Origin of the sequence: Serratia montpellierensis (assembly GCF_020858655.1) — a bacterium.
Taxonomy (GTDB): domain Bacteria; phylum Pseudomonadota; class Gammaproteobacteria; order Enterobacterales; family Enterobacteriaceae; genus Serratia; species Serratia montpellierensis.
Genome location: NZ_VOSN01000013.1, coordinates 824,166 through 836,390, shown reverse-complemented (window position 1 = coordinate 836,390; position 12,225 = coordinate 824,166). Strand labels below are relative to the sequence as shown.

Genomic DNA, 12,225 nt, shown 5'->3' with positions numbered 1-12,225 from the left:
AGGAAGGGATGAAAATGCGTTATTACAGTTTTGAAATGATCTGCAATCCGCTGGAGATCAGCGCATCGACGGCCAGACCAATACCTTTACCGATGGTGCCGACAACGGTTTTGGCATCCGGGTTAACACCGGCAATCGCGGAAATGGTATCAATACCGGTTCCCACTGCACTGCCAATCAGTGTCCCTACGTCACCAAAAAAACCAGCACCGTTCACTTGTTCAATTTCAATTGCGGATAATTCTTTCATGATTGAAACTCCTTTTTCAGTTAGCCATTTACTTCAGGCAATTTCATTATTGCAAATCAGGTCTTTTTTTCAACAGAAGTATTACTGTTTTTTATACTATTCTGTTGTTTGTTATTTTAATTTTGTATCGTTAGAGTATATATTGCCGAAGCCTGATTTTCGTCTCCCCGTTCGTGCTGAATGAGGGATGCCGGTTTTAATTTTCAATCTGAATGACCTATATTCTAAGGGGAATTTATGAAGGTTTTGACGACACCGGAAAGGCCTTTCCGCTATGAAGATCTGGCGGAAAAAATTGTCACCGAGGCCAGAAGCCGCTTGGGCTGCGCTGCCCTGCGGTTTTTAGACTGCCTGATCCAGGGGTATGGCCCGCCGGTGATTGTCTTTGATATCTATAATAATCACGGTAAGTTGCAAACGGTCAAACTGATTCTCCCCATCGGAAGTCATAAGCAGTTAAAAAAAGATCACCTCGGGCTGATCGCCTGCCTGGAGGCTAAAAAACTGGAGAGGTTAAAAAAGATATAAACCATGTTCCGCGTCGGCAAGGCCGATTGCGTTCCTCTTGTTTTTCGCCACACCGCTGAATAATCTCTGTCCCTGCCTGGATTCTCTTATATCCGCGGACGATGCGTTCGCCTTTTTCAACCCATCAACGCATTTTTTTTGGAATCACTTATCGTCATAAAGTGTAGCTTTTCTTTATGCATTTTTTTTACAATAGGATTAATATGGTTATAGAGGGTTTTTTAATATGGCCTGCCAGGATGACGGCGCATCTCGAGATAAAGCATTATCCCGCCTTTCTTCTAAGTAAAGTCCTAATACATAATCGGATGCTCTTAACAATCAATACAGAGCCGTGTTATGTTCTATATTATGTTTTTTTTCGATATTTATCTGGATATATTGCGCTCTTGGAGTAAAATTAACTTATCAGAGAAAATTCTTGGCACCGTATCACGGATGGCAATGATGTACTATAAATATAACTTACGGTAACCCATTACCTTGTAAAACGCGGTACTTCCCCGCGTCTTGCTTTTGTGTGCTCTCCAGGGCTGATAAGTTTATATCACTATATATAAAATATACTTTTTGCGAGGCGAAGACGTTTCCGCATCGCATATAACGCTTTTTTATTAAAAAGCATCTCAAAACTAAAAAATAATCACAGCAATCATATTGCAGTAAGGAGAGTGGGCAAGCGTAGTCAAAAGGGAGGTTTGTTAATGGAGCGCGTCAATATTGCTATCGTCGATCAAAATCAATTTTTCAAGCTTGGGTTGGGGCTCGCCTTGCAAGAGGGTTTTCTCCAGAATGGAGTCAAGGCCAAGATCACGGGAGAAGAACGGGCCAACATTATATTCCGGGCGCCGGATAAGCGGGTGTCCATCAATTTTTGCCATACCCAGCTTTTGCAGGGCAATTTTTCTTCTATTCCGCTCTATTTTTCAATACTGGAGCATAAAACGATTTTTCCAAAAATCCATTGCAATCTAGAGGCCGGAAGCATTACGCGCAAAGACGGCGTGGCGGCGATCGTGGATAAGGTCATGTTTTGCTATCGCAAGAAAAACAGTTTGGTTTCAAGCTATTGCCCGCGTTGCCGCACCCAGTTGACCTTTAGCGAAGGGAAGGTGTGCCGTCTGATTCATCTGGGATACTCGCAAAATCAAACTGCGATGCTGCTCGGCATCAGCCCGAAAACGGTCAGCATTCATAAACGCTCTGCGATGAGAAAACTGAATATCGATAACAATATTGAATTCTTGCGCTGGTTAAAAATGCACAGCGACTCTTGTTAATGGAGAGGGGGAAAGTGACGATCTGATTCGGTATTTTTACCGGCGCAGGCGGCGATCGTTCATGGTTGCCGCCTGGCATGGAATAGGTTTTATAGGGAGATAAAACATGGCTGATTTTGTAAGGGAAACGGTTTCCAAAAATCATTTCAAATTATTGCAGGACCTTTATGGCAGAGATCTGGGCGGGGAGCGTTTCCTGCACTGGAAGCATCTGCTCGATCCGCATTGTGGCGCGCCAAGGGAGAAGACGGGCATATTCTACAAGGATCGCGAGCGTTATCTCGGGATGTTCGTGTCAAGCTTTTATCCCTTTAAGATCAACGGGGTTAATGTCAATGTCAATATGCTTGGCGATCTTGGCATCCATCGTCAGGTAAAGTCCGCCACCGTATTGAAAGACTTTTTCCTGCAGGCCAGACGGTCGGACGTGGCGGCGGATATCTGCTTTTCCGATGACAGGAAGATCCGGGTTTACGAAAAAATATTTAGAAAGTATTTAACAACCAATACCCAAATCTATCCTTATGTCGAATTAACCTTAAAGCCTGACAAGTTTATGGCATTTCGTTTTGCTGAAAGTGGGCTCGCACAGCAGGCAAGCTTCATCAATAATTTAGGGCGGGAAAAAGATCGCCGCGCCTTTGAGTATATTGAAAAACACCCCCTGTACCATAAAATTCATTATATCAACAAAGGCAGCCACTACGCCGTGATTGGTTGTTCCCATGAATGTGCCGAACTTTTGGATATTTCCAACCCTTCCAGGGAGTGTTTTTCCTGGGCCATCGGTGTGTGTCGGCATCTGCATAGCCGTTGCAAGGTAATGATCCCCCTCGCTTTTTATAAGTCGGTTTGCGCTCAGGCGGCGGAGGTCATTTCAGAAAAACGCATCAACATGCTTATCGGCTATTACTCACAAAAGATAAGCGATCTGATGCCGAAAGAGGTTTGGGTATGCCGCATGGATCGCCGTTAAGCAGGGCTTGTGTATTCTAAATGGAGTGTTTGTCATGGAAGAAATTCCTGTATCACCCTACTCAAAAGTTTTTATCGATGAATATGATCGCCATCCTGAAGGCTGCAATTACAACGTATTGGTGCTGCAGCGAATTGAGGGCGCGCTGGATCCCATCCGGTTGCAAGCCGCGCTGAATGCGCTGGTGCAAGATCATGTTCTGCTGAACAGCCATATTCATGAACAGGATGGCGAGCTGTATTGGCGCCGCAATGACGCAATCCATCCGTTGCAGCATTACACGGACCGCACGCTGCTGACGCAAGTGATTCGCCGGCCCTTCGATATTTACAGCGGGCCGCTTTATCGCTGGGCGCTATTCACCGAGGGGGAGCGGCGTTATACCTTGGCGTTGGTCGGCCACCATCTGGTGATTGACGGCGCCTCTTCCGACGAGTTTTTCTCCCTGGTGAGCCAGTACTATCGCCAACAACGGCTGGCGATGCGCGTCGAGGCGGCCGAGATCGCCGCCGTTAACCGGCAACTGCAGCAGGAGGTGAAGCAACTGGCCGCCGATGGGGCGCTGGCGCATTGGCGCGCCGAAGCGGAAAGTTTGGGCGCGCTCGAGGTGCCGTTTGAGCGAAGCGGCGCCGGCCGTGAAGACGAAGCGGGCGAGCTGCGCTTCCACTTTCCCAAAGCGCAATGGAAAGCGCTGAAACAGGCCTCGGGGATTCGGCGAGTGAATGATTTCCTGGCGTTGCTGGTGCTGTGGGGCATCTTGATGGCGCGCAGTGGCAATCAGGAAACGGTCTACATCAGCTATCCGGTGTCGATAAAGAAGGGGCAAAAATTTGCGCTCGGCGGCCATGTGAACACCAGCGTGTTGCCCCTCTCTTTGCGTGACGGCGCGAGTTTTTCCGACGTGTATCGACGGGCGCTGGCATTTATTACCGCCGCGCCGCCGCAGTCGCGCCAACGTTTTAACCAACTGCCCACGCAAGAGGTGGTGCGGGCGTTGGGGATCCGCGCGTTACCGATCTCCTTTGCCCAAACCAACTTGCGCGATGCGGCATTGCCGCTGGCCGATTGCGCCACCTGGCCGCTATTCGAAGCCAATCACGATATGGCCAGCGCGGCGCTCTCGCTGGAATACGAAGACCGGGCCGATATTGATGCGTTGCAGTTCCGGTTGCGCTTTCGCCAGGGCATGTTTGACGAGGAAGACATGCGCGACTGCGCGGCGCATTTTACTCGCCTGATGCAACAGGCGATGAGCGCGCCTGACGCCCCGTTAAGCCACATGGCCTTCTATCCCGCCGCCGACAGGTCGCCGCCGGATAATGAAAGTCTCCCGCTGCCAGGGGAGACCCTCAGCGCCCGCTTTGAAGCGATCGCGCAACGCTATCCGGAAAACATCGCGCTGGAGTATGAGGGGCTGCGCGTCAGCTACCGTGAGTTGAACGGCATGGCGAACAGCCTGGCGCGCGAGATCGTGCTTCGCTATGCGTCGCTGACCGGGACCGAGCCCCAGGCCGACACGCCGATCGCGCTGTACAGCGAGAAAAGTCTGGAAATGGTCGTAGCGCTGCTGGCGGTGCTGAAAACCGGCGCGGCCTATGTGCCAATCTCCTGCCATTATCCCCAGGCGCGCATTCAACATATTCTTGAGGAAACGCGGGCGGCCTTGGTGATTGCCGGGCCGTCTATGCAGACGGCGGCGGAAGCGTTGGCGGCGATGATGCCGCATCCCCAGGCCGTGCTGACATTGGGCGACCTGAGCCGCCTGCCGCATGAACGGCATAATCTGCCGGTGGTCACCGCCGCCGAACGGCTTGGCGCGATCATTTATACCTCGGGATCGACGGGAGTGCCGAAAGGCGTGATGCTCGAGCAACAGGCGATGTGCGGGTTGGCGACCGCGTCCGGCATCGCGATTACGCCCGAAGATGTCTTGTTGTTCCTGTCCAGCCCGGCGTTCGACGCGGCGACGTTCGAAGTATGGGGCGCCTTGCTCAACGGCGCCAAACTGGTGGTTATCCGCGACACGGAAGATATCGCCGGCGATGTGCCGCAGCTGGAAGCGCTGCTGCGTCGGCAGCAGGTGTCGATTCTCTGGGCCACGCGCAGCCTGTTCGATCACCTTTATCTCAGCAATGCGGAGCTGTTTGCCGGGCTGCGCTGTCTGCTGGTGGGCGGAGAGGCGCTGACCGCCACGCTGATGCAGCGCCTGGTGCGACAAGCTCGCCGTCCGCAACAGGTGATCAATGGCTATGGCCCCACCGAATGCACCACGTTCACCACGATGTACGCTATCGCTCCAGACGAAGCGCGCAGCAGCATCCCCATCGGCAGAGCGATACCGGGGCGCGAGCTCTATGTGCTGGATCGCTGGCTGCAGCCGCTGCCGCCGGGTTTGGCCGGCGAATTGTATATCGGCGGTTCAGCGCTGGCGCGCGGCTATCTCAACCAGCCGCAGCAAACCCAGGCGAGTTTTATCGAATTGAATGGCCGGCGCTTATATAAAACCGGCGATCGGGTGCGTTGGCTGCGCGACGGCAACCTGGAATATCTCGGCAGAAATGATTGCCAGGTGAAAATTCGCGGATTCAGGATTGAACTCAGCGAGATAGAAAATGCGATCAATGCCCTGGATGGCGTCGAAAAATGTGTCGTGGTGGATGTCGCCCATCGCGACAGCAAGCGCCTTGCCGCTTATTTGCTGATGGCGCGGGGCGTGGCCTTGGATCCTGCCGAGCTGCGCGCCCGACTTGAGCGCGGTTTGCCGGATTATATGGTGCCGTCCAGCTATGTCGAGATCGAGGAGATCCCGCTGACGGTTAACGGCAAGTTGGATCGCTCGGCCTTGCCTGCGCCGCAATTCGCGCAAAACGAGCGTTATGCCGCGCCGGAGAACCCGCTGGAGGCGCTGATTTGCTCCCTGTGGTCGAGCATTCTTGGCGTGGAGACCGTGGGTATCGACGACGACTTTTTCCGATTGGGCGGCGATTCGATCCAAAGCATTGTGTTCACCAGCGAATTGAGCAAGTCGGGTTACCACAGCAACTCGCGTGCGGTGTTCGAAACCAGAAATGCGCGGGCTCTGGCCCAGCGCATTCTGCGGCAGCAAGACGCGGTTACCGCGCTCAATGAACAGGGCGAGCTGCAGGGCGAATTCGAGCTGCTGCCGATTCAGCGCTGGTACCGTGAGCTGGCGCCGAACCGCGGCGCCTTCTTCAACCAGACTTTTTTGGTGCGGGTACCGCCGATGTCCGCCGAACAGGTCGCCGATCTGGTGGCCGCGCTGGCGGATCAGCATGACATGCTGCGCGCGCGTTTTAGCGTCGACGACGCCGGCGCCATCGTGGCGCAGCGCTACCTGTCAGCGGCCGACGGCGGCCCTTCATGGGGCTACTATGACCTGGCGCTTTGTCGCCAAAGCCGCGCCGAGCTGCTGCGTCAATGGCAATCGGGGTTTGATCCGGCGGCAGGGCCGATGTGCCGCTTCGTTTATATCTTTGACAGCCGCGCCCCCGGCTACGCGCTGATGTTCTGCGCGTTTCATCATCTGATCGTCGATGTGGTTTCCTGGCGCATCATCGTCAGCGACCTGCAGCGGTTGCATCAGGGGGGATCGCTGCCGGCAAAAGGCACCAGTTACCGTCAATGGGGAGAACGGTTAAGGCAATACGCGGCAACCCGGCAAGACCAATGCGCTTACTGGCTGGCGATGGTCGCCGGGCAGCCCGATTACGCCCGGCTTGGCGGCGAGGTGCCGGCCCCCGAATTTTGCCGCTTCGAGTGCGATGTGGCGTTGACCGCGCTGCTGATGGACGGTTGTCATCAGGCCTACAACACCTCGGTGCGCGAAGTGCTGTTAGCGGCCCTGGCGCCGGCGCTGCAGGCATGGCACGGCAGTGCGGACAGTTACCTCACGCTGGAGCACCATGGCCGCGATATCAATGACGATAAGATCCGGCTTGAGGGCACCGTCGGCTGGTTCACCGCCTTGATGCCTTTGCGCATTACCGCGCACGAGTGCCAAAAAACCACGCTGCGCGCCATCAAGGACAGGCTGAGAAAGATGCCTGACCACGGTATCGGTTATTCGGCGCTGAAATACGCTTCAGCGCCGGGCGATGAGGTGACGGCTTGTCTGCGGCGCCACCGCCTGCCGGCCATTTCGTTCAATTATCTCGGGGTGTTCAACGAGCAGGCCGACGACGCGTTATGGGCCTTGATCGACCAAACGGCAGATTTGGAAAATGGCGCGATGCCGGTCAGCGGCAACGTATTGGATCTGGTGCTTTATGTTCACGACGATCGCTTGAGCATCGTCATGTCAGGTTTGCTGCCGCATGAAACGCTGTCGCGGATCGGTTCGCATTATGTCGACAGCCTGTCGGCGCTGGTCGAGCACTGTTGCCACGAGGCCAGCAACGGCGTTTGTCTCGCCAGCCCGGGGGACTTCCCCCATGCCGACGTTAGCCTCGCCGAATTGGATCGCTGGCAGCAAAAGCATCGCCTCGCCGCCGTTTTCGAAGCTACGGTTACCCAGCGAGAGTTGATGTATTTCAACCGACTTAACCGCGAATATCAGATTGATCAGGCGGTTTATGAGATCGCGGGGCCGTTGCAGCCCGAGGTGTTGGATCGGACGTGGGCGCTGGCGCTGCAGCGGTTTGAAATGCTGCGCGCCGGATTCGACGATCAAACCCGCCGCGGCCGGCCCAACGTCTTTGTCTGCGAGACGCTGCAGGCGCCGATCGCGATGGACGATTGGTCGGATGCCGCGCCAGGCTCTCTGGAGGAACGGATGGAGGCACTGCTGGCCCGGGAGCGGGAAACCGCGTTTGAGCTGGATGCGCCGCCGTTGATTCGCTGGCGCCTCATCAGGTTGCATGCGGACGAGCACTATCTGGTGCAGACCTTTAACCATATTTTGTTTGATGGTTGGTCGCTGGGGGTGTTGTTCGGCCAGTGGTTCAACGATTACCTCGCCCTGTCGGCGGGCAGGGTGCCGACGCCGGAGATTAACCGATTCGAACCTTTCGCCGCCCATGTGCGCACGCACGGCAATGACCCCGAGGCGCGGGCCTTCTGGGCAGACTATCTGCGGGATGCGCCGGTCAATCAACGCTTGCCGCTGTCTGCCGCACCGCCGCTCGTACCGCAGGGGCGCCGGATGCGTCAGCATGGCGACGAATTCTCCAGCGCGCAGATGGCGCGCCTCACCGCGTTTTGTCGGCGGCAGGGGATCACGGTCAACCAACTGACGCAGCTGGCCTGGATGCTGGCGCTGGCCGAGGCGCTGGCTTGCGATGATATCGCCATCGGCACGACCATGAGCGAGCGCCCGGCCGACATTGAGCAGGTGCAGACGCTGTTTGGCCTGTGTGTCGCAAGCCCGGTGCTGCGGCTGCAGGCGATTCGCCGCCGCCCCCTGTATGACCTGCTGGATGACATCGCGGATTCACAAACCTCCAGGCAGAAATACGCCTTTTCCGAACTGAATCGATACGACGAGAATTGGGTGCCCACCTCGCCGTTCGGCAGCCTGTTCGTGTTTGAAAATATGCCGAAACCGGCGGTGGATCCGCGGCTGCCGTTTCAGTGCCGCGTGATGGATATCGTCAGCGGCAGCAATCACCAAACGGTGCTGTGCCTGTTCCCCGAGGCGGAACGGCTCGCCATTTCACTGTTTTATGATTCTCACGAGATCGCTCGGGAAAACATCGTCGAATTGGGCCGACGTTTTCTGATTATTGCGCTCGCGATCGCCAATCTCCCGCCCGACAGCGACATCTGCGCTGAGGACGGGATTATCCAGGCTGAGGAGGCATGATATGTGGCTGGCCATCGACGGCAAAATAAAGTACCGGGCGATCGTGAGCGATCTTGACGGCACCTTGCTCGATCCGTCCGGGAATCTATCCGATGTGACGGTGGAAACGCTCAACATTTTACAGCGTCGTGGGCTGGAAATCGTCATTGCAACGGGGCGCTGCGACGCGGATGCGCGCGGGATCGTGGACGGGCTGGGGTTCTCGCCGGTGATCGTTTCTTGCAACGGCGCGATGGTCAACATCGAAGGGCAGGCCGTGGCGGATAGAAGCTATTTTTTGCCCGCAGAGCTGCAAACCGGGCTGATCGATTTTTTATTCGCCAGCCCGTTCCACGTGACCCTGTTCACCCGAGAGGGCTGGATGATGGCCGAAGAGAACCCGCATTTTTCTGACTACGTCAAAACGTCGGGCGTGGCCTGCCGCTATGTCGAGCCTGAGGCCATGAAGCGGCAGCGGATATTGAAAGTGCTGGTGCATGGCGACGCGGCGCCGATCGAGACGCTCTTTGACCAGGTCAACCAGGCCTTCGGCAAAACGCTGTCCATCTGTAAGTCCTCCACGGAAACGATAGACATCATGGATAAGCATATTTCCAAGGCCAGAAGCGTGGCCGACTATTTGAATTCCAAACAGATAGCGATGCGCGATTGCCTCTCTTTCGGCGATGCGATGAACGATCTGGACATGCTGCGCTGGGCCGGCACGGGCGTGGTCATGGGCAATGCCATGAGTGAATTGAAACGCGCGCTGCCGTTGAATCCGGTGGCGTTGCCCAACAGCCGCAATGGCGTCGCCGACTATCTCTGTCGTGAATTCGGTCTGTTCTGACGTTTTCACCGGGCGAGGTTTATTGGCAGACAAAAGGAGGTGAACGAAGAGTGAGGGTTTCATTTTCTCAATACGGAACACTTTAGATTAATGCAAAGGAGCGAGTATGAAAGAACTGACTGAAGTAGAAGTTATGGCGGTATCCGGCGCGGGCATCGCTTCCGACGCCGGCAAAATCCTGGGTACGGGCATTGGCGCCATCGTGGATGCCGGCACCGGTCTTTTCGGTATCCATGCGGATGCGTCAAACGCCGGCGCAAAACTCGGTGAAGGCATTGGCGCCGTCATCGATGCCGGGATTAGCGCGTTCTCGCAGTTGTTTGGCCGCAAATCCTCTTGAGCCTCTAAGGAAAAGTGCCCGCAAGGGCACTTTTAAGTCAACCGTGAGCGCGGTACAGGGAACGGGGCGGGAGGATGAATGGCAAATAAAATCATGCTGATTATGGTTATCAATCTTTTTGTGGCGCTGGCATTGGCGGTGTTTAACGTCATCTATATCCAAAAGAAGATGGATATCCGCTACCCCAGCGACGCCACCCCCTTTCAGGTTGCGGAGAAAGCGCAGGCCAGAATCCTGTCCATGAGACAGACCGCGGTGTTTTTAAACAACAATCCCGTGGTGGCGTTTACGTTGGAAATTACTGCCAAGCGCAGACAGTTCACCCTGACGGATCATCGCGAGGTCGTGCTCTACGTCGCCATGAGTCGTTATAAGGAGAACAACATTTATAGCGTGCTGGTGGGGGAAAACGAGAAAGAGGTGATGTTCGAAAAAGACAGCTTCGGCTACCCGATATTATTTCATCACGCCTCGTGAGGCTGTTGATGCCCGTTTGCCGCCGCGCCGGCCTGAGAGGGCGGGGCAACGTCAACTATCGTGGGGGAAAAATGTTAAAGATCTCCGCTTATATTACCTTGATTTGGCTGGCTTTGGCCGTCTGCCGGTACGCCGCGGCCAAGGAGGAAGACACCTGCTTCGCCGATGAGCACCCAGCATTACAGACGGTGATCCCTTGCTATAACCAGCAACTGGCCACGCTGCCCCTGTCATTTTCATTAAAAAGCGTGGAGAGCGGTCAAGACACGGAAATTCGTCATTATCGGCTGATGTCGCAATCCTGGTCGCCGCAAGACGCGATCCGGCCGACGCAGTGGTGGCACGACGTGGACATTTATATTCCCAACGGGGCATTCACCGGTAAAGCGTTGCTGGTGATGAGCGAAGACTGCGCGTGCAGCGCCGCCGGCCCGGGAACGTCGGGCAATCAAAAACCGGCCTTTTCCGCCGAGGCGCTGGCGGCGCAGAGCAAAACGGTGGTGGTGGTGGTCAATCGGCTGCCTTACCCGTACCTGGAATACCAAAATGAGGGACGGCGCCGCTCAGGGGCGGAAAGCCGGGCCAGAGGATGGCGATTGTTCCTGGATGATGCCGATGAATATTTGATGATGCCGCTCCATATCCCGATGACGGCGGCGTTGTCGCAAACCATGACGTTGGCGCAGCGCGAATTGCGCCAGTGGGGGATAGACAAATTTATCGTCGCGGGCGTGTCTGAAGGAGGAACCACGGCCATGTTGACGGCGCTTTCAGATGAGCGCATCGATGCCGTGGCCGCCATTTTCCCTGACGGGATCGCGGCGCGGCAGGTGATGAAGCATACCTATCGCACGTATGGCGGGCGTTGGCCTTTGGCATTTCACCCTTATTACCAACTGGGCATCGATCGGCGCATAGAGACCCCGGCGTTTGACAAGCTGATGCAGATTGAAGATCCCATCGAATACCCCCCTCTGGCCGAGCGCGGGCGGCCTCCGGCGCCGAAGTATTTCATCGTCGCCGGCGGCGACGAACGTTATCCACCCGACAGCACGCGGTTTTATTTGAATAAGCTGCCGGGGGAGGTCTCGATGCGAGCCATAGCCGGCGACGAACGTACGGTACCCGAACGCGCGGTTCTGGCCCTGGTCAACCGTCGTCAGCGTGATATTGCGCTACCGACGATCGAGGTGCAGAGCAACGGCTCAGAGACGGCGCAGCGCACGCTGCGCTTTTCCGAGCCGCCGATCAGGGTGTTGCGCTGGACTGCGCATAACCGCACGGCCCGAGATTTTCGCTACTCGTGCGGCGTGCGTTATACCTCGGTGCCGCTGGAGGCGAACCGCGGCGAATTTCGGCTGAACGCCCCTGCACAGGGTTGGGAGGCCACCTTTATCGAAGCCGAGTTTAGCGACGGGTATGTCGCGACCTCGCCGGTATTTATCACCCCTGACGATCGCTACCCGATCGTCGCACCGGCGGGCGATGGCCTGGCGTGTGAAACCTTACCGGGCCGAGGGCTGGGGGAGGATTATCGCCATGACGATTAATCCCGCTGAAAATAAGACGGAGAAGCGTTTGTTATGAATTGAGCATCAAGAGAACGCGGCCACATCGCTGAATTAACCTGCGCCGGAAGGGAATCGCTGATGATCGAGGGCGGTTCCCTTCCCGCAGCATGATTACGCTGATTTTATTGTCGGCGTTTTCTTATTTAAGAGAAA

Annotated in this window: 9 protein-coding genes; 8 read left to right on the top strand and 1 reads right to left on the bottom strand. The window is 55.7% G+C overall.

All coding sequences use genetic code 11. The features are described 5' to 3' along the window. Positions 1-22: 22 nt before the first annotated feature. Entirely contained in the window at positions 23-250 is a 228-nt protein-coding gene (locus tag FUU19_RS15765; protein WP_019453435.1) for a hypothetical protein, read from the bottom strand. 237 nt (positions 251-487) lie between these two features. On the opposite strand from FUU19_RS15765, the gene FUU19_RS15760 reads away from it, so the two are divergent. The 8 genes from FUU19_RS15760 (at position 488) to FUU19_RS15725 (ending at position 12,051) form a co-directional block, all read left to right on the top strand. Continuing rightward, on the top strand, positions 488-778 hold the full coding sequence (locus FUU19_RS15760) for a hypothetical protein (RefSeq protein WP_141967932.1): 291 nt from the start codon (positions 488-490) through the stop codon (positions 776-778). A gap of 704 nt (positions 779-1,482) precedes the next feature. Beyond that, complete coding sequence (locus FUU19_RS15755) at positions 1,483-2,058, top strand: helix-turn-helix transcriptional regulator (protein WP_070914592.1); 576 nt, start codon at positions 1,483-1,485, stop codon at positions 2,056-2,058. A gap of 106 nt (positions 2,059-2,164) precedes the next feature. Continuing rightward, entirely contained in the window at positions 2,165-3,034 is an 870-nt protein-coding gene (locus tag FUU19_RS15750) for a hypothetical protein (protein ID WP_070914593.1), read from the top strand. Between the two features lie 34 nt (positions 3,035-3,068). Then, entirely contained in the window at positions 3,069-8,855 is a 5,787-nt protein-coding gene (locus tag FUU19_RS15745; protein WP_230490775.1) for a non-ribosomal peptide synthetase, read from the top strand. A gap of 1 nt (position 8,856) precedes the next feature. After that, on the top strand, positions 8,857-9,684 hold the full coding sequence (locus tag FUU19_RS15740) for a Cof-type HAD-IIB family hydrolase (protein WP_141967940.1): 828 nt from the start codon (positions 8,857-8,859) through the stop codon (positions 9,682-9,684). A 106-nt stretch (positions 9,685-9,790) separates the two neighbouring features. Next, positions 9,791-10,024 carry a hypothetical protein gene (locus FUU19_RS15735; protein WP_141967942.1) on the top strand — a complete coding sequence of 78 codons (234 nt, stop codon included), beginning with the start codon at positions 9,791-9,793 and terminating at the stop codon, positions 10,022-10,024. Positions 10,025-10,102: 78 nt separating this feature from the next. Next, on the top strand, positions 10,103-10,501 hold the full coding sequence (locus FUU19_RS15730) for a hypothetical protein (RefSeq protein WP_141967944.1): 399 nt from the start codon (positions 10,103-10,105) through the stop codon (positions 10,499-10,501). Between the two features lie 71 nt (positions 10,502-10,572). Further along, positions 10,573-12,051, top strand: coding sequence for a PhoPQ-activated protein PqaA family protein (locus tag FUU19_RS15725; RefSeq protein ID WP_230490776.1), 1,479 nt, complete (start codon positions 10,573-10,575; stop codon positions 12,049-12,051). Positions 12,052-12,225 lie beyond the last annotated feature (174 nt).

Excerpts from the sequence above, each read along its gene's own strand:
- FUU19_RS15765 (WP_019453435.1), bottom strand. The coding sequence starts at position 250 with ATGAAAGAATTATCCGCAATTGAAATTGAACAAGTGAACGGTGCTGGT.
- FUU19_RS15760 (WP_141967932.1), top strand. The coding sequence starts at position 488 with ATGAAGGTTTTGACGACACCGGAAAGGCCTTTCCGCTATGAAGATCTG.
- FUU19_RS15755 (WP_070914592.1), top strand. The coding sequence starts at position 1,483 with ATGGAGCGCGTCAATATTGCTATCGTCGATCAAAATCAATTTTTCAAG.
- FUU19_RS15750 (WP_070914593.1), top strand. The coding sequence starts at position 2,165 with ATGGCTGATTTTGTAAGGGAAACGGTTTCCAAAAATCATTTCAAATTA.
- FUU19_RS15745 (WP_230490775.1), top strand. The coding sequence starts at position 3,069 with ATGGAAGAAATTCCTGTATCACCCTACTCAAAAGTTTTTATCGATGAA.
- FUU19_RS15740 (WP_141967940.1), top strand. The coding sequence starts at position 8,857 with ATGTGGCTGGCCATCGACGGCAAAATAAAGTACCGGGCGATCGTGAGC.
- FUU19_RS15735 (WP_141967942.1), top strand. The coding sequence starts at position 9,791 with ATGAAAGAACTGACTGAAGTAGAAGTTATGGCGGTATCCGGCGCGGGC.
- FUU19_RS15730 (WP_141967944.1), top strand. The coding sequence starts at position 10,103 with ATGGCAAATAAAATCATGCTGATTATGGTTATCAATCTTTTTGTGGCG.
- FUU19_RS15725 (WP_230490776.1), top strand. The coding sequence starts at position 10,573 with ATGTTAAAGATCTCCGCTTATATTACCTTGATTTGGCTGGCTTTGGCC.